19 protein-coding genes are annotated in these 22,077 nt (G+C 43.8%); 9 read left to right on the top strand and 10 right to left on the bottom strand.

What is annotated here, in order from left to right; translation table 11 throughout:
* From IQP38_RS26775 to IQP38_RS23385, 3 genes are all read left to right on the top strand, one after another.
* Positions 1 to 823 (top strand): TRAP transporter large permease (locus tag IQP38_RS26775; RefSeq protein WP_228010174.1); only part of this gene is annotated, 823 nt, incomplete at its 5' end.
* 151 nt (positions 824 to 974) lie between these two features.
* On the top strand, positions 975 to 2,330 hold the full coding sequence (locus tag IQP38_RS23390) for a cache domain-containing protein (protein ID WP_005376873.1): 1,356 nt from the start codon (positions 975 to 977) through the stop codon (positions 2,328 to 2,330).
* Positions 2,323 to 2,961 carry a response regulator gene (locus IQP38_RS23385; RefSeq protein WP_017636110.1) on the top strand — a complete coding sequence of 213 codons (639 nt, stop codon included), beginning with the start codon at positions 2,323 to 2,325 and terminating at the stop codon, positions 2,959 to 2,961. The genes IQP38_RS23390 and IQP38_RS23385 overlap by 8 nt, the downstream gene beginning before the upstream one ends.
* Before the next feature lie 40 nt (positions 2,962 to 3,001).
* Here IQP38_RS23385 and IQP38_RS23380 read toward each other — a convergent pair whose 3' ends face one another.
* Positions 3,002 to 3,478 carry a MarR family winged helix-turn-helix transcriptional regulator gene (locus IQP38_RS23380; protein ID WP_005376877.1) on the bottom strand — a complete coding sequence of 159 codons (477 nt, stop codon included), beginning with the start codon at positions 3,476 to 3,478 and terminating at the stop codon, positions 3,002 to 3,004.
* 387 nt (positions 3,479 to 3,865) lie between these two features.
* On the opposite strand from IQP38_RS23380, the gene IQP38_RS23375 reads away from it, so the two are divergent.
* Together IQP38_RS23375 and IQP38_RS23370 are read left to right on the top strand one after the other, a co-directional pair.
* Positions 3,866 to 5,437, top strand: a complete 1,572-nt coding sequence (locus IQP38_RS23375) for a BCCT family transporter (RefSeq protein ID WP_047103228.1) — start codon at positions 3,866 to 3,868, stop codon at positions 5,435 to 5,437.
* A gap of 231 nt (positions 5,438 to 5,668) precedes the next feature.
* The gene (locus tag IQP38_RS23370; protein ID WP_005376880.1) at positions 5,669 to 7,552 is read left to right on the top strand and encodes a methyl-accepting chemotaxis protein; all 1,884 of its coding nucleotides are present in this window, start codon (positions 5,669 to 5,671) and stop codon (positions 7,550 to 7,552) included.
* 70 nt (positions 7,553 to 7,622) lie between these two features.
* On the opposite strand, the gene IQP38_RS23365 is transcribed toward IQP38_RS23370, so the two are convergent.
* Both IQP38_RS23365 and IQP38_RS23360 read right to left on the bottom strand, forming a co-directional pair.
* Positions 7,623 to 8,342, bottom strand: coding sequence for a 3'-5' exonuclease (locus IQP38_RS23365; protein ID WP_005376881.1), 720 nt, complete (start codon positions 8,340 to 8,342; stop codon positions 7,623 to 7,625).
* A gap of 8 nt (positions 8,343 to 8,350) precedes the next feature.
* Positions 8,351 to 10,240 (bottom strand): DUF294 nucleotidyltransferase-like domain-containing protein, encoded by a 1,890-nt coding sequence (locus IQP38_RS23360; RefSeq protein WP_193838083.1) that lies wholly within the window; start codon positions 10,238 to 10,240, stop codon positions 8,351 to 8,353.
* Positions 10,241 to 10,554: 314 nt separating this feature from the next.
* On the opposite strand from IQP38_RS23360, the gene IQP38_RS23355 reads away from it, so the two are divergent.
* Positions 10,555 to 11,196, top strand: coding sequence for an outer membrane beta-barrel protein (locus IQP38_RS23355; RefSeq protein ID WP_005376883.1), 642 nt, complete (start codon positions 10,555 to 10,557; stop codon positions 11,194 to 11,196).
* An 89-nt stretch (positions 11,197 to 11,285) separates the two neighbouring features.
* Here the strand turns inward: IQP38_RS23355 and IQP38_RS23350 are convergent, their stop codons facing one another.
* From IQP38_RS23350 to IQP38_RS23340, 3 genes are all read right to left on the bottom strand, one after another.
* Positions 11,286 to 12,476 (bottom strand): amino acid aminotransferase, encoded by a 1,191-nt coding sequence (locus tag IQP38_RS23350; protein ID WP_017636105.1) that lies wholly within the window; start codon positions 12,474 to 12,476, stop codon positions 11,286 to 11,288.
* 331 nt (positions 12,477 to 12,807) lie between these two features.
* Positions 12,808 to 13,107, bottom strand: a complete 300-nt coding sequence (locus tag IQP38_RS23345) for a hypothetical protein (protein WP_005376885.1) — start codon at positions 13,105 to 13,107, stop codon at positions 12,808 to 12,810.
* 245 nt (positions 13,108 to 13,352) lie between these two features.
* Positions 13,353 to 13,583: a hypothetical protein gene (locus IQP38_RS23340; RefSeq protein ID WP_017636104.1), complete on the bottom strand. Its 231-nt coding sequence runs from the start codon at positions 13,581 to 13,583 to the stop codon at positions 13,353 to 13,355.
* A gap of 258 nt (positions 13,584 to 13,841) precedes the next feature.
* Between IQP38_RS23340 and IQP38_RS23335 the strand changes: the two genes are divergently transcribed.
* Together IQP38_RS23335 and IQP38_RS23330 are read left to right on the top strand one after the other, a co-directional pair.
* Positions 13,842 to 15,233, top strand: a complete 1,392-nt coding sequence (locus tag IQP38_RS23335; protein WP_193838082.1) for a PLP-dependent aminotransferase family protein — start codon at positions 13,842 to 13,844, stop codon at positions 15,231 to 15,233.
* Between the two features lie 98 nt (positions 15,234 to 15,331).
* A complete protein-coding gene (locus IQP38_RS23330; RefSeq protein ID WP_017636102.1) occupies positions 15,332 to 15,556 on the top strand; it encodes a hypothetical protein in 225 nt (74 codons plus the stop codon).
* Positions 15,557 to 15,647: 91 nt separating this feature from the next.
* On the opposite strand, the gene asnS is transcribed toward IQP38_RS23330, so the two are convergent.
* Together asnS and IQP38_RS23320 are read right to left on the bottom strand one after the other, a co-directional pair.
* Entirely contained in the window at positions 15,648 to 17,048 is a 1,401-nt protein-coding gene (asnS, locus tag IQP38_RS23325; RefSeq protein WP_017636101.1) for an asparagine--tRNA ligase, read from the bottom strand.
* 210 nt (positions 17,049 to 17,258) lie between these two features.
* Entirely contained in the window at positions 17,259 to 18,863 is a 1,605-nt protein-coding gene (locus tag IQP38_RS23320) for a methyl-accepting chemotaxis protein (RefSeq protein WP_193838081.1), read from the bottom strand.
* 490 nt (positions 18,864 to 19,353) lie between these two features.
* Between IQP38_RS23320 and IQP38_RS23315 the strand changes: the two genes are divergently transcribed.
* Entirely contained in the window at positions 19,354 to 20,514 is a 1,161-nt protein-coding gene (locus IQP38_RS23315) for a tyrosine-type recombinase/integrase (protein ID WP_025627169.1), read from the top strand.
* 160 nt (positions 20,515 to 20,674) lie between these two features.
* Here IQP38_RS23315 and IQP38_RS23310 read toward each other — a convergent pair whose 3' ends face one another.
* Positions 20,675 to 21,382 carry a hypothetical protein gene (locus IQP38_RS23310; RefSeq protein WP_025627167.1) on the bottom strand — a complete coding sequence of 236 codons (708 nt, stop codon included), beginning with the start codon at positions 21,380 to 21,382 and terminating at the stop codon, positions 20,675 to 20,677.
* 145 nt (positions 21,383 to 21,527) lie between these two features.
* Positions 21,528 to 22,025: a hypothetical protein gene (locus tag IQP38_RS23305; RefSeq protein ID WP_021453046.1), complete on the bottom strand. Its 498-nt coding sequence runs from the start codon at positions 22,023 to 22,025 to the stop codon at positions 21,528 to 21,530.
* Positions 22,026 to 22,077 lie beyond the last annotated feature (52 nt).

Raw genomic sequence — 22,077 nt, 5'->3', positions numbered from 1 at the left:
CGTGTTGATCTTGTTGGGTGATGTACTTGGCGTACCGGTAGGGGACCTATTTCAAGCTGCGATCTGGCCCGGTATTACACTTGTTGGCGCCTATGTGATCTACATTCTCATCTACGCGAAGTTGAACCCTCAAGCCGCACAGGCGATAGAGCGCGATGAGTCGATCAGTCGTAAACAAGAAGTGCTCACAGCACTGAAAGCTGTATTGCCACCGTTAGCATTGATCATCGTGGTATTGGGCTCCATCTTTGCAGGGATTGCAACACCAACAGAGTCAGCGGCACTAGGCGGTGCAGGTGCGATAATTTTATCGCTATTGTATAAACAGTTTAGTTGGTCGATGATTTATGATGCATCAAAAGAGACAGTTAAAGTAACCGCAATGGTCTTTGCGATCTTACTTGGTGCGACCGCCTTCTCAATGGCATTTACCTACACTGGTGGTGATTATTTAGTTGAAGAGTGGATGTTAGAACTGCCGGGTGAAAAGTGGGGATTCCTTATTATTACCATGGTGGTGATTCTGATTTTAGGTTTCTTTATCGACTTCGTTGAAATCTGTTTTATCATCGTGCCAATTATTGCGCCAGTCGCTGAATTGATGGGCATTAATATGACGTGGTTTGCGATTCTTATTGCGATGAACTTGCAGACGTCGTTCCTCACACCGCCATTTGGCTTTAGTTTGTTTTATCTAAAAGGTGTCGCTCCAGCAGGGGTTACTACGCGAGATATCTACAAAGGTGTGATGCCGTTCATCGCGATTCAGATTGTTGTGTTGGCGTCTTTGCTGTTTTTCCCAGGTTTTTACGGTATGAGTTAATCACTCGATAAGAAAGAGATTTTGTGAACTGAGAGTTTTTACCTTTTGAGACAAGTTGTTAAGCTGTTAATTATGTCTATGCAGACACAATCGATTCGTTTGTACTGCTAAGATAGTAAGCTGTAAAGGCAGCGTTTCATGGAGGGAAGGGATGCCTCTCAAAGCAAAGTTAATTCTGCTGACACTGATACCCGTGGTATTGGTGTCAGCGAGTATCAGCTGGATCTCTATCTATCAAACCAAGACCCTTGGCAAAAGGGAGGTGGAGATCTTTCATCAAAACCTGATCCAATCAAAAGAAGCGGCGCTGAAAGATACGGTCGACGTCGCTTTTGACTCCATTTCTTACATCTACAACGATCCGACTTTAGAAGAGAGTGTTGCCAAAACGCGTGTGAAAGCGATTTTAAATCGTTTGAGTTATGGGTCGGACGGCTATTTTTTTGCTTATGATAAATATGGTACCAACCTTGTACACCCAGTTCTTCCGGAGCTTGTCGGGGAAAACTTACTCTATCTTGAAGACGAAAATGGCGATCGCTTAATCGAAGCTCTATTGTATCAAGCGCAATCCGGTGGTGGATTTCATCAGTACCTGTGGCAAAAGCCATCTACGGGTGAAGTTGTCCCTAAGCTTAGTTACGCTGCATGGCTCGATAAGTGGGAATGGATGATAGGGACTGGGCTGTATATTGAGGATGTAAGCCGAGAAGTCGCCAATATGCGCGCGGCGGTGAACAAAAATATCGAAACGACATTTTTCTCAGTCGTCGTGATCTTAGCGGTGACCGTTGCTGTAATCATTGTTCTCACTCTGGCGATCAATCTGCACGAGCATCGCCTCGCTGATAAGAACCTGAAAGAATTGGCACATAAAACCGTGATGTTCCAAGAAGATGAGAAAAAGCATTTAGCGCGAGAACTGCATGATGGAATCAATCAGTTGTTAGTCTCCAGTAAATGTCATTTAGACTTAATGAGTCATAGACTGGAAGACGAAAAACTCAAATCCCACTTAGATAAATCACAACGATCGCTCGTCACCGCGATAAATGAGGTGCGGCATATTTCTCATCAGCTCCGTCCAAGCGCCCTCGATGATATCGGTTTAGAAGCAGCACTGACGACCTTGCTACAGGATTTTCATTCCCATTCCGGGATTGATATCGAGAGCAATTTCGATACTCAGCAGCACAAACTGACTTCGGAAGTCGCAACGACGCTATATCGCGTCGCTCAGGAGTCTTTGAATAACATTGAAAAACATGCGCGAGCGAAAAAAGTAACGGTTACTTTGCAAAAAATGGGCAATATGCTGCAATTACTTATACGTGACGATGGGGTTGGATTTGTGGTTAACCATGCAGTGCACCAACAAGGGATTGGGTTAAGGAACATGCAAGAGCGTGTAGAGTTCATCGGTGGTGAATTTGAGCTAATGAGTGAGCTTGGCTTGGGAACAGAGATTACTGTGCTGCTTAATTTGGATGAAATAGTTTATGGATAAACCGATTAGTGTAGTGATTGTCGATGATCATCAAGTGGTATTGGATGGCTTCATGGCTCGTTTGGAGTTAGAGTCTGACATCGAAGTGGTGGGTACAGCAAGTAATGGCTTGGAAGCGATAGAGGTCGCAAAACACTTGCAACCGGACGTCATATTGATGGATATCAGCATGCCAATAATGAACGGTATTGAAGCGACTGGTGTAATTAAAGAAGCTCGCCCAGAGAGCAAAATACTTATGTTGACCATGCACGATAATCGCGAGTACATCATGAAGGTCATGCAAGCTGGTGCCGTAGGATATATGCTCAAGGAAATCTCGGCCGAGAAAATGGTGCAAGCAATAAAAACGGTGAACCAAGGCTCGACGTATTTCTGTGAATCCGTCACACAAACACTCTTTACCCAAGAAGTGGTGCCTGCCACGCAAAAAACGAATCCTCTCAGCCGCAGGGAAGAAGCGGTACTTAAATTAGTTGCTCAAGGAAACAGCAGCAAAAAAATCGCCACTTTACTCAATATTAGTTATCGAACGGTAGAGACGCATCGCCATAACATTAAGCACAAGTTGGACTTACATTCGACGGCAGAGTTAGCAAAATATGCGTTTGAAACTGGCTTGACTGAGTAGGAGAGTAGTGCCCGCAAAAAGCGAGCACGTGGGAGCGAAACTAATCGGCTTTGGTAATGCTACCAAGCTCTAGCATTGGAGCAACATCGATGTCCTCTGCATTCATCATCGTCGAGATGCGTTGAACGGAAGATAGTAGAAGGGATTGCTCCCATTCTTCCAATTTTTGGAATCGATTAATGAAGTGCTCTTGCAGCGGCGTTGGTGCTTGTTTTAAAGCTTCTTGGCCCTTGCTCGTAAGTACAGCATGCACTTTACGCTTGTCTTGAACACTGCGCTGACGCTCAACAAACTGGCCTCGTTCTAGTCTATCTAGAATGGTCGTTGCGGTCGCTTGGCTCATGTTAGTGTGGCTAGACAACTGTTTAATCGTCACGTTATCTAAGTCATTGATAGCGCGCATCAAAATCAACTGTGGAGCAGTCAATCCAGACTCTTTGCTCAGCTTTTTAGAATGTAAATCAATAGCGCGGATGATCTGACGAATCGAGACCAATACTTCTTCGTACTTTTCCAATTTATTCATCCAGTCTGTAGGGAACATTTATCGAGGCGACACTAACTTAAATGCGCCCTTATTTAAAGGGGGGAAATCAAAAATTACCCCTACAATTTTACGCCGTGTCCTCAATACCATTTTGTCGCGCCTTTTCGACAAAATAAGAAGAGCTAAAATTATTATAGCAATAAATGTTTGTGGTCTAACTATTGTAGTAGTGATTTGTTCTATCAAAGGCCGTAATCACACAGTGAAAAGTAAGTTATTGGATTTTTTAATGGCAAAAAGATAGACAAAAACGTGTCAAATGATAGGATCTTGCGCCTTCACGGAATGCAAAACGTATCGTGTTCGAAAGATTTTTTTGTTTGGTACGTAAAAACACTACAAAAATAGAGAGGAACGATGACAAAGGGTATAGATAAGTACAGTATCGATAGTACCGACTATACGGTAGGTCAGGACAACGTTCAAAAATGGGGTTTTGATGTTCATAACCCAGTTTTTGGTATTAGTGCAGGTTTAATTGCGCTGTTTCTTGTCGCTGCATTAGTTCTAGATGCACATACCGCAAAGACGGCACTTGATGGGCTGAAGTGGAAAATTATTGGTTCATTCGATTGGTTGTTCATTATTGCAGGTAACATTTTCGTTATTTTCTGTTTGGCGCTTATCGTCTCACCAATGGGTAAGATCCGACTAGGTGGTAAAGACGCTGTTGCCGATTACTCGTTTATGTCATGGCTTGCAATGCTATTTGCAGCTGGTATGGGTATCGGTTTAATGTTCTGGAGTGTTGCAGAACCTGTCGCTTACTTCACCGGTTGGTATGAAACGCCACTTGGTGTTGAGGCAAATACACCAGAAGCCGCGAGATTGGCACTGGGTGCAACGATGTTCCACTGGGGCCTTCACCCATGGGCAATTTACGGTGTTGTAGCACTTTCTTTAGCATTCTTTGCCTACAACAAAGGTTTACCGCTATCTATGCGTTCGATCTTCTACCCACTTCTGGGTGATCGTGCATGGGGTTGGGCTGGCCACATTGTGGACATTCTGGCTGTGCTTGCGACTTTATTTGGTCTTGCTACATCCCTAGGTCTAGGTGCGCAGCAAGCAGCAAGTGGTATTCATCACGTATTTGGTGTTGAGCCAGGCCTAGGTCTGCAAATCGTCGTTATTACCGTGGTGACTTTACTTGCTGTTGTTTCAGTCGTACGCGGCATCGATGGTGGTGTTAAAGTCATTAGCAACATCAACATGGTTGTGGCGTTCTTGCTACTTCTCCTTGTTGGTCTTATCGGTTGGGCGGCGAGCCTAGGTTCGATTCCAACCACACTTATGGCATATGTAGAGAATATCATCCCACTAAGTAACCCGTTTGGTCGTACGGACGAAGCTTGGTTCCAAGGCTGGACAGTGTTCTACTGGGCTTGGTGGATTTCATGGTCGCCATTCGTAGGCATGTTCATCGCGCGTGTTTCTCGTGGCCGTACCGTTCGCGAGTTCATCACAGCAGTTCTGCTGGTTCCAACGGCGGTTACCGTTATTTGGATGTCTGTATTTGGTGGCCTGGCGATCGAGCAAGTTGTTGATAAAGTAGGTGAGCTGGGCACAAATGGCTTGACTGACGTATCACTTGCTATGTTCCAAATGTTTGATGTTCTTCCATTTGGTAGCATGCTTTCTATCATCGCTGTTGTGCTGGTACTTGTGTTCTTCATTACGTCTTCTGACTCTGGTTCACTTGTTATCGACAGTATCACGGCAGGTGGTAAAGTCGATGCACCTGTACTTCAACGTGTCTTCTGGGCATTCATGGAAGGTGCAATTGCGGTTGCTCTGCTATGGATTGGTGGCTCCGAGGCGGTTCAAGCTCTTCAGGCCGGTGCCATTTCTACAGCACTGCCATTTACCTTCATTCTGCTTGCAATGTGTGTGAGCTTATTGATGGGTATGAGAACAGAGCGTCAGTAATTCGGCATTTTATAAAACCGTCTGACTAACAATTAATCAAAAGGCCAGCAATTTGCTGGCTTTTTTTGTGCGGTTTTTATGACGCTCGAGACAAAAAAATGACACATGAAAGTTCATATTTTACAAAGAGTTAATGTGCTATTTTGTTTTTTAAAAATTAGTGAATAGTCGTAAAAAAGTGTGTAATATTCATGCACCTTAACTGTTCTCCCAACTCAAAAAACTATAAATATGAAATTATCATTAAAACAAAAGCTTATAGGCGCAAGCCTTTCTGCTGTTGTTGTGATGGCAACAGCACTTACTTGGTTGTCGGCTGGTCAATTATTTGATCAGACTCGTTCAGGTGTCTATTCACGTGCGCAAAGTCTTAGTACTACTGCGTCAGAGGGAATTTCTGATTGGGTCAATATCCGTAAAGATATTGCCACTGCGTTCAACGATTACTCGACCGAGCAAGACGTTGTTCCTTTCCTACAACAAGCTCGCAAGGCTGGTGGCTTCGATGACATCTTCCTTGGTACACCAAACGGTGATATGTACCGCTCTCATCCGGAGCGTAACCGTGCTGATTATGACCCTCGCACACGTCCTTGGTACAAGGATGCTGATGCCGCAGGTAAGCAAATCATCACAGCCGCATATCAAGACGCAATCACGAATGCACTACTTGTGACCATTGCTGAGCCAGTAATGAAAAATGGTCAGTTTGTTGGTGTTGTTGGTGCGGACGTACTGATCGATCAGCTTATCAGCGATGTGATTAACTTAGATGCAGGTGAAAACGCGCATGCGATGCTAATCGACATGAATGAAGGCACCTTCTTAGCGCATCCAGATAAAAGCTTGACGCTTAAGCCTATCACCAGTGTTCTAAAAGATTTTTCAGAAGAGGCAATTGAGCGCGCCGCCGATGAAGGTCGTATCGAAGATACGGTAATCAAAGGAAAAGAGAAGCTTTACTACTTCAATAAAGTTCCTGGTACGCATTGGATGTTTGCGATTGAAATGGATCGCGCAACAGAAGAAGCAGGTCATGCGGTATTGCTACGAGATCTATTGTTCACTGCTGTGGCGATCACGATTGTGGTTATTCTTGCAGTTTCTTGGCTAGTTGGTTTCTTGTTCCGTGACTTGAACCGCGTATCAAATGCACTGGAAGAAATTGCATCTGGCGAAGGTGACTTAACGCAACGCCTAGAACCACGCAGTGATGATGAAGTAGGTAAACTGGCGGAAAACTTCAACCGTTTTGTTGGCAACATGCACACAATGGTTACTAAGCTTAGCCACGTATCTTCTGCGCTTTCAGAGCAAGCACGCACGACAGCACAGCAAGCTGAGGAGCGTAGTCAGCGTATCTCTTACCAGCAAGATGAAATCAACATGGTGGCGACGGCTGTGAATGAAATGGCAGCAGCGACACAAGAAATTGCAGGTAATGCTGATAGCACGGCAAGTAACTCAGAAGAAGCGGTTCAAGCTTGTTCACACGGTTCAAGCCAAGTAACTCAAACGCAAGGTTCTATTCAGAACTTAGCGCAAGAAGTTCAAGTTGCTACTGATGTGATTCAAGAGCTAGAAGCGCACGGAAATAGCATCAATACGATTCTATCAACGATTCAAGGCATTGCAGAGCAAACGAACCTACTTGCACTTAACGCGGCGATCGAAGCGGCACGTGCAGGTGAGCAAGGCCGTGGTTTTGCTGTGGTTGCAGATGAAGTCCGCGTATTGAGCCAACGTACTCATGCTTCAACGCAAGAGATTCAAGAAACTATCGAGATGCTACAAGGCACAACAGCCAAGGCGGTCGGTATTATGGGTGACAGTCGTCGTCTAGCTGATACCAGTGTTGATGATGCCAATGCGGCTGCAGCGAGCTTGACGCAAATCCACACTGCTGTTGAGCGTATCAGTGATATGGCAACGCAGATTGCTTCAGCAGCAGAAGAGCAAGCATCGGTAACCACTGAGATCACTCGTAACACTGAAGGTATTCGTGATGTGTCTAACGAGCTGTCAGTCGAAGCTCATCAAGCAGCAGAACAAGCTGCTCACCTGTCTGAGCTATCACACGAACTTGAACAAGAGATTCAACGCTTTAAGCTGTAATCTTGTCTCAACCTAAGTAAAAAAGGAGCCATCAGGCTCCTTTTTTGATCGCTATTAAGCGTGAAGTATATTACAGCCAGAACTCACTGATGGGTTGCTCTTCACTGTAATGATGGGCGATTTGCGCTTGCAGTAGCTCTGCGGTAGCAATTGCATCGGTTAATGCATGGTGAGGCGTATAGTCTGGCAGCCCATAACGGCGTCGAGATTGCGCTAGCCGAACCGATTCTGGTTTTTTCCCTTTTAAACGCTCCCAGAGAGAGCCTGAACGTTTCTGTTGAATCGTTTCTTCAAGGTGCAGCGTATCTAAAACAGGAAACTCAATACCTTCCCCTAAACGGCTTTTGAGCGCTTTATCCAGAAACTCTCTCTCGATACGACGGTAATGAACAACAATGATTTTCCCGCTTAAGCATGGTAGCAGCTCGCTTAAGATATCGCCTAAGTCAGGTGCATCGATCAATTCGCTGTGAGTAATACCGTGTATAATGACTGAGTCTTCATCGAGTGCACGCTGTGGACGTACCTTCCAATGACGCGAGTTACGTAGGAAAATTCGCTTCAGGTTAAACGGCACTAAACCAATAGTAATGATGTCATGTTTTTCAGGATTCAAACCCGTCGTTTCGAAATCTAACGCCACGAACTCCACCTCAGATAACGGTGTTTCTGGAGCAGGCGGCTTGTTGCTATAAAACGCAATTAAATTCTCATCCTTCGCCATCTCCAGCTTTTGTTCAAACTTCGTTGGCCACTGAATGGTTGGCTTCTGAAAGAGCTTTTTAATCATGCTAAACCTCACTTAAAGCTCTTGTTCGCTTGGTAGCGGAACTTAAGGAAATTTTGACCATTGCTTAGGATCTGGAATGCATCCTTTAGGTTGCGACGTTCAAACTCAGAGAGGTTTTCCGGTTCGATATTGTTATCAGGATCAATGCCTAGTTCCACATCCGTCGCTTGGTGACGAATACGCACCATGGAAATAAACTCTAACGCGTCTTTTAAGTCTTGTGCTCGACCTTTTGGCAAAATGCCAGCATCAATAATGTCGTCAAGACGCTCAAACGAGTTCTGTGCTCGTGAACCAACCGCCAGAGAGTGAACGCGAATTAAGTCGACCAGAGGAGCAGTACCGCGACGTTTGAGGTTGATGGAGTTGTTGTGTCTGCCATCTTTTTCCATCACGAAGTCTTTAAAGAAGCCTAGAGGTGGTGTTCTGTTTAGTGCGTTACGAGCCAAACACGCTAAGAAGCGGTTGTTCTTTCGAGCGCGACGAACAATAAAGCTAGTTAACTGTTCTGCCCATTTTAAGCGGCCATAGACGCCATCCAAGTCGAAAAAGATGGAGGCGTTGAGTAGTGCTTTCGGGTTCGGGTTATCAATCCAGTCAGCAAAACACTCTTCCCACTCTGAACGAGTCATGCGCCACAGTGGGTTGGTTGCCATAATATCGCCTGTGCAATATTTGTAGCCACAGGCATCTAACCCATCGCTGACGTATTTTGCTAGGGCTTCGAAGTATTTACCATGTTTCTCTTCTTGATAAGTTTCATCTAGAATGATGGCGTTATCTTGGTCAGTCACCAACAGTTGCTCATCTCGCCCCATTGAGCCAAGTGCAAGGAAACAATAAGGAATTGGCGGTGGACCAAGCTCTTCTTCTGCCATTTCTAGCAGACGCTGTTTGAAGCTTCGGCCAATGACCGACATCGCGCTACCCACCATGTGAGAGTTGGCATCTTCATTGACCAGACGCACGAAGCTGCTTTTCACTTCTTCGGCAACAACGGCTAAATCTTCGATAGTCTGTTGTTGGAAAATACTACTCACCAACAACAACGAATTCTGAGATTCATAACGAACAATGTCGGTGGTTTCGATAATACCGATTGGTAATTGGTTTTTTACCACTGGTAGGTGATGTACGTTGTAACGCAGCATCGTTAACATTGCTTCATAGATGTAAGCGTTGTGGTCAAGAGACATGACCTCCGTGGTCATCACACTGGACACATCGTCCTGTGGGGACAAACCTTCAGCTAACACACGGGTACACAAGTCACGGTCGGTAATGATACCAAGTACTGGGGACTGTGGATCGTCTTCGTCACGAACGAAATCTGGGTCGACGATAAGTAAAGCCGATACGTTCTCATTCGCCATTTGCTGCGCGGCTTGCTGGATTGTCTGACCACGATCAATCGTATGAGCATCGCCAGTCAGCAAGGTTTTCACTTTCGACGTCGTCAGGTCATTGGCGTCTTTGTTTTCTGAAATGGCTTGGCGTAAACGAGCGCTATTTTCAACTTCAACAAAATCCGCAAAGGAATCAAAGTTATCGTAAATTTCTTGGAAAATGTCACCAGGAATACAGTAGAGCAGGGTATCCTCAATGGCTTTTACCGGAAAGCGGACTTTGTTATTGGTGAGCATGCCCATCTGGCCAAATAGGTCACCTTCGTCAAGGCGATTATACAGCTCACCTTTGCGTCGATAAACTTCAACAACACCGCTTCGCACCACGTATAAATCTTGGATATAGTCTCCAAAATGGATGATGGGGGTATCTTCTCGGTAGTACGAGATTTCGATACTCTCTGTCACCTTGTTTAGTGTTTCTTCAGGGAGTTCATTGAACGGGGGATACTTGGCGAGAAAGTTGTAAATCTCGAGAAGTTCTGCATCCATCGAAGGCGCCTTTTAGTTCGCAAATAATAAAGTAATCTTAACTTAGTTTTAAAACAGAGTCTTATCTGAACCGCGATTTTCGTGCTCAGTCATAAGATTCTGACATATCGCACGATAAGGGAGCTTCATTTTTACTACTATATGGTCACCTCAATTGAAAAAGACGTCGCCGATATGTTTTCTTCGTGATGACTGATTAGATCTTTGGCTGTTTCAGATCGTTATCACGTCTTTAGATTAAGCTATTCTTCTTGAGCCAAGTAGCTCAGGCGATGGAATACAGTGTTTAGATAATTCTCATGAAAGGAAGTCGAATGGTGAGAAATTTATTGCTTGTTTCTTTAGCTGCTTTGCCGGCGATATCAAGCGCAGTGGTCATGGACCAAGCAGAAAAATTTGGGTACGAACACATTCATTTGGATGTTGGTGCCGGAACGACAAACGAAGAATGGTTAGATAACTCTAATACGACCACAGTGGGACTCGGTGGTAACTATTTGTTTACTGAGAATTGGTTGTTTAATGTTGATTACTCAGCGCAGTTTTTCCATCCGGATGATTTTACTCTTCGCATTGACCGCCTTTTGTTTGGTGGTGGTTACCGTTATGGAGTTACAGAGCAATTCGATATCTACGGGATATATGGAATAGGCGCAATCAAAGCGAAAGCGACGGACGACAAAACGGATAATACGTTGTCTTCCGATAGCGAATTGATTCAAGCTGTAACTGTTGGGGTGAATTACTTGCTCAGTGAAAAGCTTATTGCGACAGCTGAAGTGGAGTTGAACCGCAGTGATATCGTTGATGAGAACAATTTTAAGATCGGTCTTAACTACCAATGGCATAAAGTCATCGGCACTGGTCTTTTTTATCAGTTTAGAGATACTGATTACAGCGGTGAAAGCTCAGATTACGTCAATGAAGTTGGGCTGAGTTTGAAGTTTGTCTACTAGATCGGACGGGTTCGTTTTTGGCGTTAAGTTAAAACAAAAAAGGTCAGCTTATGCTGACCTTTCCTTTTAACAAAGTATGCGACAGTCGATTATAAAACCGCTGCAATGCCTTTACACAGAGGGCCCATATTTGACTTCGTCATACCAGCAACACTGATTCGGCCAGAACCGACAATGTAAATACCGAACTCTTCTTTAAGGCGGTTAACTTGCTCTTTAGAAAGACCAGAGAAAGAGAACATACCATTTTGACGTTCGATGAAACTAAAGTCTGCGTCCACACCTTCTGCTTTTAGTGTCGCTACAAATAGTTCACGCATTTCTTGAATACGGTCACGCATTTCTGCTACTTCAGCTTCCCATTCCGCACGCATTTCGGCGTTGCCAAGAATGTGAGTCACGACAGCACTGCCGTGTGCAGGTGGGTTAGAGTAGATAGAGCGAATAATGGCTTTAACTTGAGAAAATGCGGTTGTTGCGACTTCTTCTGACTCAGCTACTAACGTGAAGGCACCTACGCGTTCATTGTATAGGCCAAAGTTTTTCGAGAAAGAGCTCGCGACTAGGATTTCTTTGTTGTACTTAGCAAAAGTACGAAGACCTGCAGCATCTTCTTCCACACCTTTAGCAAAGCCTTGGTAGGCGAAGTCGAACAGAGGAAGCAATTTCTTCTCTGCGACAAGTTTCGCCAATGTTTCCCATTCTTCAGCCGTAGGATCGATCCCTGTAGGGTTGTGACAGCAGCCGTGTAGAAGCACGATGTCGCCTTCAGATGCAGATTGCAGATCATTTAGCATCGCATCGAAGTCTTTGTCTTTTGTTTCAGCATTGTAGTAGCTGTATTGTGCCGTTTCGATACCAGCAGCAGTAAATACGCCGTTGTGGTTCGCCCATGTTGGGTTGCTGATCCAGATCTTTACATCGCCTAGTTGACGTTTAATGAACTCGCCGGCAACACGTAGTGCACCAGTACCACCCGGAGCTTGAGCTGTTTTAGCGCGTTTTTCGTTTACAATTTCTGCATCAGAGCCGAAAAGCAGTTTTTGCACTGCAATACCGTACTCTGCTGTGCCTTCGATGGTTAGGTAAGATTTGGTTTTTTCAGTTTCAACAAGTGCTGCTTCAGCTTTCTTTACTGTCGCAAGAACGGGAGTTTCGCCTTGCTCGTTTTTGTAAATACCTACGCCAAGGTTAATTTTGTCTGCGCGAGCATCTTTTTTAAACTCTTCAGTAAGGCCAAGAATAGGGTCAGCCGGAGCGGCAACTACTTTTTCAAACATAATCTTCATCCATGTTAATCGAAGGGGTGTGCTAACATTTATACCTTTCAGCAATATTGGTTACAACCGTTACTGAAAAGAAAACCTAAAAAAGTTGCGATTTGAAACAGAATTCTAACATAACTAAAGTTTTTGCCATGAAAACGTTTGGTAGGCACAGAGTTTGAAGGGCATTTATGCCATGGTTGGAGAAGTTTTGCACACATCCCAATCGTTTCAATTCAGTGCTTTGCGTTAACACGTTTATAATTGCCTAGTGAGGATTTGTTGAGACAAAAACGCCCCACCAAAGGTGGAGCGTTTACTGTTAGAGTATGGATATCGGTTGGGGTTATTTCTTCAGATTGATTTCCGACTCAACCGCATTGGTTTCGATGTCAGGGTTAGAAGAAAGTTTTTCAGTCGCCCAGTCGTTCATATGCTTTAAGATCGCTTTTAATGCGTGCTTTTCGGTTGGTACTTCTGTCTTTTCAACTTCAAGTTTTTGCTTCGGATGCGTACCCGTCGCATCTTCCGCAACGTGTAGCCAATCTGGGTGCCAGTAATAAGGTTGGCCGGAAGGAGAGCTCCAAGAATGTACGCCGTTGGATTCACCTTTGTATTTAATATCTTCTTCGTTGTATTTCGCCATTATTGTTTTCTCTCATAATCCATGAGTTGAGGTGTGCATCACCATTACTATTTAAATGTAACAGATGTAATGAAAATTAATGTGATAACAATCGACTTATTTTGCCCTTTGAACGCTATAGAAGATGCGTACTTCTCATTCAGAAGAATTTACTATTTGGCAGGTTTTAGCTTTATTTGTGTTTAAAGCATACAACGATGGATTCGCCTACCTAATGCTATTCTTGAACGGTGATAGAGCCTAAACTACTCGTCATTCAAGTGTTTGAGAATCGCCGCTTTTGCATGCTCTTCTGTCGCTGTTTCTCCATCAGGGACTTCAAGGTCAGCCTTTTTGTGTTCACCCAAAGCATCTTCAGCGATATGCAGCCAATCAGGATGCCAATAATAAGGGGTGGTACTGCCAGGATGGTCCCAACTATGTACACCTTTATGTTTTCCGCGATACGAGAGATCGTCCATTGTAAAAACTTTCATCGCTTCCTCCTGATTTAAAGACCGTAGCTCGAAGTGAGTTTAACGCACTCAGTCCAACGTAAAACCTTGGCTTTTAGGTATTGCAAAGATGTAAGGCAATATGTGTGTAACAGTCAAAGTATGGGATATAAACGCTCACTTCGTGGCTGAAATATCTATTATAAGCTTGATAAATTACGTTGCTAAATTGAATACTCCCATATCAGAATGCTGGCGCGAAGTATGCTATGGTGCGGCTGTAAGTGAAATGAGGGAAACATGAACCGATACCGTCAACTGGCTGAGCTGTTCAAAACGCAGATTCAGCAAAATACATGGAGAGCAGGGGAAAAGCTGCCATCAGTGCGTGTAACAAGCCGAAACCATTCTGTCAGCGCAGGTACGGTATTACAAGCTTATCAGCTGCTCGAAGCACAAGGTTGGGTCGCAGCGAAACCTCAGTCTGGATACTTTGTGACTGCGGAGTTGGACCGCTTCGAACCGAGTTCTCCAGCCACTTCCGTTTATCGCTCCAGCATCAACGATGAACTTTACGACTACCTCAAAAATCAGGCCTCACCGAATGCGGTGAAGTTTGGCTCCGCGTTTCCAGACCCTGCATTGTTCCCATTAGAAGCGCTAAACCGCAACCTAGCCAGCTCAGGCAGGAAGATGGGGGCAGAGACGTTATTGGATAACTTGCCGCCGGGCTGTGAGTCTCTACGCCGTTTGATTGCTCAACGGTACATCCAACAAGGTATGGTGTTTACCCATGATGATATTGTCGTTACTTCTGGCGCATTAGAAGCATTGAATTTGAGCCTTCAGGCCGTGACCCAGCCTGGAGATACTGTTGTAGTTGAATCACCGACGTTTTATGGCGCACTTCAAGCGATTGAACGTTTAGGTCTAAAGGCGATAGAAATAACGGTGGATCCGTTAACTGGACATTCAGTGGATCAAATTGAAGCGACTTTTGCCGGCAATGATGTTCGCGCATGTTGGTTAATGACTAACTTTCACAATCCAACAGGAACCTTATTAAGTGACGGGCAGAAGCAACGTATCGTCGAACTGGCTGACAAATACGATGTGTACTTGATCGAAGATGATGTGTATTCAGAGCTTTATTTTTCTGAAAAAAAGCCAAGCTCACTTAAAGCTTTTGATACACAAGAGCGCGTGTTGCATTGTGGATCATTTTCAAAAAGCCTTTGCCCTGGCTATAGGCTGGGCTGGGTGGTAAACAAACGCTTCAATGAGCAACTTCAAAAGCTGCAACTTATCTCGACGTTGTCAGGCAGTGCACCAATCCAGCAGGGTATCGCGCATTACTTGCAAAACGATAGTTATGATAGCCATCTTAGAAAACTGCGAAAGAATCTTGAGCAGCGGCAATTGGCGTTTATTGAACTGGTTGATAAGTACTTTCCCCAATCGATTCGTTACACGGAACCGGAAGGCGGCTATTTTCTTTGGATAGAACTGCCGAAAACAAAGTGCGGAAAAGCGATTTATCAGAAGTTATTGGAAGCGAACATCACTGTAGCATTTGGTCAGTTGTTTTCTATCGCTCCAAATTATGAGAACTACCTGAGGCTTAATACATCGTTACTTGTAAATGATGAATTAGAACAAGCCGTGAAGACGGTCGGAGAATTACTTCATTAGCCAACTGTTTACCTGTTTTTTGCTCAAACTGTATCAGTGGACGATACCGAAGCTGTGTTTCAATCATGGGCAGACAACCATTTAGGTTAGGAGCCGTAATGAAAAAGCAGTTGGTAAAGCATGAACTTAGGTTGATGGGTGTTGCTATTTTTAGCGCATTTTTGTTGGTGTTTGCACACTTGATATTGGCGAAATCTTTCTCTCATATGGTTTGGACGGAATACACTGCTGCCGTTATCCCATTTGTGATGTTTGGCTTGTGTGTGGTTGGAGTAAAATACGCAGCGCGAGCAGATGAGGATGACGACGAAAATAACAACTAGAGTGTATACATCGGTTGCTAGAAAATCATTCGTACAAAATAAAAGACCTCCACATGGGAGGTCTTTTTAATTCAATATCACTAAAAAGTGATTAGAAGTTCGCAGAGCGAGGAGTACGTGGGAATGGGATCACGTCACGAACGTTGCCCATACCAGTTACGTAAGATACTAGGCGCTCGAAGCCTAGACCGAAGCCTGCGTGTGGCACTGTACCGTATTTACGTAGGTCGCGGTACCAGCTCATATGTTCAGGATCGATACCCACTTCACGCATACGCGCATCTAGAATGTCTAGGCGCTCTTCACGCTGAGAACCACCGATGATTTCGCCGATGCCCGGTGCTAGAACGTCCATCGCTGCAACTGTTTTACCGTCATCGTTAGCACGCATGTAGAATGCTTTAATGTCTTTCGGGTAGTTCTTAACGATTACAGGTGCTTTGAAGTGTTCTTCAGCAAGGAAACGCTCGTGCTCAGAAGACATATCGATACCCCATTCAACTGGGAATTCGAACTCACGACCTGAATCAAGAAGGATCTGGATTGCGTCAGTGTAGTCAACTTGCGCGAAGTCAGAAGAAACGAACTGCTCTAGACGAGTGATTGCTTCTTTGTCGATGCGTTGAGCGAAGAACTCAAGGTCATCGCGACACTCTGCAAGCACTGCTTTAAACACGTACTTGAGCATGTCTTCAGCCAGTTTCGCTACATCATCCAGTTCTGCGAACGCAACTTCAGGCTCAACCATCCAGAATTCTGCTAGGTGGCGGCTTGTGTTTGAGTTTTCAGCTCGGAAAGTAGGGCCGAAAGTGTAAACTTTGCTTAGCGCACAAGCGTAAGCTTCTGCGTTTAGCTGACCAGATACGGTTAGGAACGTCTCTTTACCGAAGAAGTCTTCGTTGTAGTCCACTTTACCAGCGTCAGTGCGAGGAAGGTTTTCCATGTCTAGCGTAGATACGCGGAACATTTCACCAGCGCCTTCAGCATCTGAAGCCGTGATCAACGGCGCAGATACCCAGAAGTAACCTTGCTCGTGGTAGAAGCGGTGGATTGCTTGAGATAGGCAGTTACGTACACGTGCTACTGCACCGATTACGTTTGTGCGCGGACGTAGGTGCGCAACTTCACGTAGGTACTCGATTGAGTGACGAGTTTTTGCCATTGGGTAAGTTTCAGCATCTTCAACCCAACCAACCACTTTAACGTCAGTGGCAGCAAGTTCGAAGTCTTGACCCTTTGCAGGAGATTCAACAATCTTACCAGTTACTTCAACAGAGCAGCCAGTCGTTAGCTTTAATACTTCGTCTTCGTAATTATTAAGATTATTTGGGACCACGGCCTGAATCGGGTCGAAACAAGAGCCGTCATATATGGCAAGGAAAGAGATTCCAGCTTTGGAATCACGACGTGAACGGATCCAGCCACGAACAGTCACTTCGCTGTCTACTGCTAGCTGACCTTTCAATACGTCTGATACAGGCGCGTAAGTCATGTTTTCAATATTCTCCATTGAGGTAAAAATTCAACTCAACGCTTACTTAAACTACTTGTCTGATAACATTTTTGTTCAAAAAACAAGCTAAGCGCTGAGTTGGGTAGCATTTTACAGATTCAACGAGACATATTACCTGTCAATTCGCTCGCATCAACCTTTATATTCGTTTTGATGGGGAGAATCTCTCTATTTATTCATTCTTTTGTGCTATGAAAGTGTGAATTGGTTTAGTAATTGCTCTAAACGTTCGGATAGATGCTCTAAATCAACACTAATATCACGCGTGTGCGATGCCGATTGCGATGTGTCGTTAGCATGCAGTGTGATCACATCTATTTTAGATTGAATATGCTGACTTACATCAGATGTGGTTTGCGTCTGGTTTTGGATATCTTCTGCATGTCTGAGCACTTGGCGCATTTCGTCAACAACGTTATGCATTGTGGCTGATAGTGCCTCGACATCGACAGAGCGTTGATGAGCAAACTGGCAGACGGTATCAACAGAAGTTAATGACTCTTCACTTCCTTGCTGGAATTGAGAAATGATATGTTCAATATTACCAGTGGCTTCAGCCGTCCTAGAAGCCAGGTTACGCACTTCTTCCGCGACGACCGCAAAACCGCGTCCTTGCTCTCCGGCACGGGCGGCTTCGATAGCAGCATTCAACGCGAGCAGATTGGTTTGTTCTGCAATACCCTTAATAACCACAAGAATGGACGACACTTCTTCGGTTCTTTGATTTAGAGAGCTGATTTTTTCCCGTACGGTATCAATGTTACTTACTAGTTGTTTGATGTCTTCACTGACGTTGTGTGCTTGGCTTGCACTATGAGTGGCGACATCAACGGTGTGATTGACCAAAACAGTAGCGTTGTTAGTCGAGTCCTCAACCGCAGTTTGTTGCTGCAACATATCGGTGATATTACTTTGTACTTCGTTGGTCTCTAGCTGTTGGTTATTGGCCGCTTTATCTGTGGACTGCGCGACAGCAGTTAGTTTACTCGCGGAGTCGGCAAGTGAGTGAGAGGTGTCTTGCACACGTTCTAAGCTTTCGGAGACCGTATCCATGAATGAATTGATTGCTGTAGAAAGTTGGCCCACTTCATCCTGTTGGTGATGCATAAGTCGTTGAGATAGATCTTTGCTATGGCTCACATTCGACATGAATTTCGACGTTCTTTGAATTGGTCGTACAATGATTTTTTGAATCAAACTCATCGTTATGATGAAGCCCACAAATGCGATTACGGCCATTATTCCCATCGCAAACATTGCCTGTTTACTGATCATTGAATTGACATGATTCATGTTGTATTCCAAGCGAATCGCGCCCAACACTTCTCCTGCTGGTGCAACGTGGCAAGAAACGCAGTTGGTGCCACGGTAATTTTCGCTCGATTTCATTGGTAGCGCGACTACTAACCCTTTGCCCCAATCGGCTGAGATTGGTTCAATCACCAGTTCACCATTCAACGCTCGTTGATCAATATCATCGACAGGCTGCTGGTTTTGTTGCCCAGGTCCGTAAAGTTTGGTCACAGCGTCAGCTCGCAACACGCGAACTGCTTCAATGCCTTCTTGGGCCAGGGCCTTTTGACGTAAGGTTTCTTTTTGCGACATGGTGCCCGTAAGCATCATCATATTTAGGCTGTCGAAATAATTACTAGCCTTATCATGGAGTTGTTCACTAAGAACATCATTGATTAAGGTTTTTTGTTGATGGTATTGGTAAGCCGTAGAGGCAGCTAGAACGCAGCTGAAGACAGCAATTAACGCCAGTAAGAGCTTAAAAGTGATAGTTGAGCGCATAAATTTATAAGTGTAATTGGAACGAACTGCACAATATTAATGTGCACAAATGCGCACTGCGAACAACGAAATGAATGATTGTGACCCCACACATGTTGGGGATATGTAATTGTGATGTGAGTGCTGTGTAATCAAATGTTTGGCGCGTGACAGAAATACGGCGCTTTGGTGTGAGTGATAGCAAAGAGGCCGGGAACTAGCGGAAGTTTTTGCTACGCTTGTATGGGGTAACGCTTGTCTCTTGGCAGCGAATTCCTTAGTATTGCCTGTCTTTTTAAAGCCTGAGAATCAAGATGAAAACAGAATTATATAAAGGGAATATGTTTTAGTTTCATCGGCTTTCTAATAGCTTCCAGAATCTACATCGTTTATCATGTAAAGCCAATAAATACGGGGGCTGCGAGCTTCATGGTGTTTCCTGGTGTGACATGGGAAAAATGCCTGAAGCAACGTAATGTGTGTATATATTGTGTATATGACAGGGTAGACTATGACCATCACCGAACGGGCTTTAAAGTCCAAAAATAACTTTCCAACAGACAAACCACACCAAGATTTAGCCGACGGCGGCGGCCTACTTGCGCGCTTCTATAAGAGCGGAAAAATTAGCTTTTGCTATCGCTTCCGCTGGCAGGGGAAACAAGCAATCTTAACAATCGGCACTTATCCTCAAGTTTCTTTAAAAGAAGCTAGGGATATTCACCGAGAAGCTAAAAAGATGCTTGAGCAAGGTTTAGATCCGCGAAACAACAAAGCCAAAAAGAAAATCGCAACCGTTCAAGAGTGTATTGAGTTTTGGATTAATGAAGAATTGATCCCAAGACGCAAATATCCAAAGCTAATTATCAACGCGCTATATACACACATAATTAGCAAGATTGGCTCTAATGAATGGGAGCAGATGAAAACCGTTGATTGGATCAACGTGATTAAGACTATTGAAGGTAAAACTGTTCCAGTTCGCTTGCTGACAGAATTAAAGCAGTGTGCCAAATACCTAATGGCTGTAGACATTATTGAAGAGAACAAACTGATCAATATTCAAAGCCGTTTTGTTGGTACACCGTCGAAGCCAAGGGATAGGGTTTTATCATTCAAAGAACTCAAGCAGATTTACGACTATTGCCGTTCTGGTGAATATCCTCTTGAGTTTGCGGCAGCTTGTTTGATTCTCATGTTTACCGGAGCACGTAGCGGAGAACTGAGAACGGCCAAGAAAGTTAACATCGACCTGAAAGGTAGAACTTGGAAAGTGCCACCAGAAAACAGCAAGAACGGGCGTTTGATCGTTCGTCCAATTCCAGATTTCTTGATTGGTTACTTTGAGTTTTTATACGACCTTCATCCAAGCTCTGAGAACTTGATTATCTCGAACAGGGGTAGGGAGTTAGGAGTGCAAGGCTTTCAAAGTCGTTTTAGACCGCTGCAAGCGGCGTTAGCGTTGCCAAGCTGGTCGCCACACGTATTTAGACATACCTTAGCCACACACTTCGGTGATTTGAAAATTGAGCCTTACATCGCTGAAAAGATGTTGGGTCATGAAATGGCTGGTGAAATGAAAACCTACAATAAAGGCCAGTATTTGAGTCAGCAACTAGACGCCATGAAAATTTATCACAATGCCGTAGTTAACTATAAAGTAGAAAGTTGATGAGATTTGATATCGAGCGCTTTAGCTAGTTTGTCGCGTGTTGACTCTCTTAGGCGGTCGGTATCTTTACTTGTACTAATCGACGAAAACACTGATCGCTTTTGGACAGTGTTTTAAACGATTTTGCTAAAGTCCGATGCCTGAAAAACTATATAAACTGTTAATTATTTTTAGCTTCCACTTCATCAATACAAGCCTGATTTACTTTATGTAGCCTTGCAAAATCAGTATTATTTATTTTCCCTTGCTCGAACAATGAATTGATTTCTTCTTTTCGTCCATATGTCCCCCGAAAGATGTTGTACTTTACTAATTCATTTTCAATGTTCTGACACGCACTTTTTTTGAACGAAATTCCACACTTATTTAGAATATTTTCGATGGCTCGACTAGAACCTGACAAACTGTACTTAAAATAAGTATTTGGAGAACCATACCAAGAAGATAAGTCTAATGTGATTGATGAGCTGCTCATTAGTTTGCTTATCTTGTTTATTTCTGACTCTGCAATGTAGATGAAATTTGAACCCCATTTTTGAGTCATATATACCAATTCGATTTCCTCATCCCACTTAACCCGTCTGTTTGCAGAAGAAAAACCGTTTTTTGTAGTGTCATCTGTCATGTTGGGTGCCTTTGTAAAACCAAAATTCACCCATATAGAGCCAGTATTATTGCAACCGACACTAACCCATGACTTGGTATCAGAGTACGGAGCAGGCATGGGCTCTATACTTTTAACATTTTGAGACCGAGCAAAATACGTTTGTTCATTAGTCATTGGATCAATGTTGCTAGATGTCTTCCATTCGGCTAGCGAATTAAATGCCGGAATAAGTGACACTAAAATTAATAGCTTTTTATTCATGTGTTGTCTCTCAGCTCTACTAGCTAATTTTCTAAGGTTTGATACTTCTGCTATAAAATAAATACTTAAGAATCAGCATATCCAGATCAACCATGTAATATACAAAATGATATTCCAATGTGCTATATCAATTTGTATGAAGTTTTTAGATCACTCTAGCCATAAGTTTTTTTTGCAATTTTTCAGGAAAGCTATCGGCTGGAACAAGATCATCAAACAACCACTCAAAATACTCATCAAGAATGTCGACCAACTCTCCAATAGTGTAATATGCGTTTGCTACTGAAATTCCTGGCTGAGGACCAAACACGTAAGTAAAATGATCCCTAATTTCTGGTTTATGTATTTCTGTGACAACTTTTTCTTCATCACTACGTTTGTTCAATCGAAAATGCTTCGAACCATTAGCGAGATCCTTCATGACATGAACTAGTTCCTTCATTTGCGGTGGTGCCTGTTGAACTTTTTTGTGAATCAGGTTAGGTCGATTTTCTTTATCGTTATTAATCCAGTCGTGGTGCAAGTGCCATGCGGTGACCACAAAGTTGAAGAAATCGTAAGGGTGATAACTTTGACTAACTCGTTGCCGTTCAAATTTTAATTTTTCATGTAATTCGTAAAGTGTCTCAATACCAACTTTCAAACGAATACCTCCGATTGTATAACATGTGTTAAGTAGTAATCTGCGCTAATAA

This window comes from Vibrio sp. OPT41 (genome assembly GCF_015163595.1).
Lineage (GTDB): Bacteria > Pseudomonadota > Gammaproteobacteria > Enterobacterales > Vibrionaceae > Vibrio > Vibrio alginolyticus.
This window is presented reverse-complemented; position numbering and strand designations above follow the sequence as displayed.

Coding starts and splice junctions, on each gene's coding strand:
- IQP38_RS23390 (WP_005376873.1), top strand. CDS start 975: ATGCCTCTCAAAGCAAAGTTAATTCTGCTGACACTGATACCCGTGGTA.
- IQP38_RS23385 (WP_017636110.1), top strand. CDS start 2,323: ATGGATAAACCGATTAGTGTAGTGATTGTCGATGATCATCAAGTGGTA.
- IQP38_RS23375 (WP_047103228.1), top strand. CDS start 3,866: ATGACAAAGGGTATAGATAAGTACAGTATCGATAGTACCGACTATACG.
- IQP38_RS23370 (WP_005376880.1), top strand. CDS start 5,669: ATGAAATTATCATTAAAACAAAAGCTTATAGGCGCAAGCCTTTCTGCT.
- IQP38_RS23365 (WP_005376881.1), bottom strand. CDS start 8,342: ATGATTAAAAAGCTCTTTCAGAAGCCAACCATTCAGTGGCCAACGAAG.
- IQP38_RS23360 (WP_193838083.1), bottom strand. CDS start 10,240: ATGGATGCAGAACTTCTCGAGATTTACAACTTTCTCGCCAAGTATCCC.
- IQP38_RS23355 (WP_005376883.1), top strand. CDS start 10,555: ATGGTGAGAAATTTATTGCTTGTTTCTTTAGCTGCTTTGCCGGCGATA.
- IQP38_RS23350 (WP_017636105.1), bottom strand. CDS start 12,476: ATGTTTGAAAAAGTAGTTGCCGCTCCGGCTGACCCTATTCTTGGCCTT.
- IQP38_RS23345 (WP_005376885.1), bottom strand. CDS start 13,107: ATGGCGAAATACAACGAAGAAGATATTAAATACAAAGGTGAATCCAAC.
- IQP38_RS23340 (WP_017636104.1), bottom strand. CDS start 13,583: ATGAAAGTTTTTACAATGGACGATCTCTCGTATCGCGGAAAACATAAA.
- IQP38_RS23335 (WP_193838082.1), top strand. CDS start 13,842: ATGAACCGATACCGTCAACTGGCTGAGCTGTTCAAAACGCAGATTCAG.
- IQP38_RS23330 (WP_017636102.1), top strand. CDS start 15,332: ATGAAAAAGCAGTTGGTAAAGCATGAACTTAGGTTGATGGGTGTTGCT.
- asnS (WP_017636101.1), bottom strand. CDS start 17,048: ATGACTTACGCGCCTGTATCAGACGTATTGAAAGGTCAGCTAGCAGTA.
- IQP38_RS23320 (WP_193838081.1), bottom strand. CDS start 18,863: ATGCGCTCAACTATCACTTTTAAGCTCTTACTGGCGTTAATTGCTGTC.
- IQP38_RS23315 (WP_025627169.1), top strand. CDS start 19,354: ATGACCATCACCGAACGGGCTTTAAAGTCCAAAAATAACTTTCCAACA.
- IQP38_RS23310 (WP_025627167.1), bottom strand. CDS start 21,382: ATGAATAAAAAGCTATTAATTTTAGTGTCACTTATTCCGGCATTTAAT.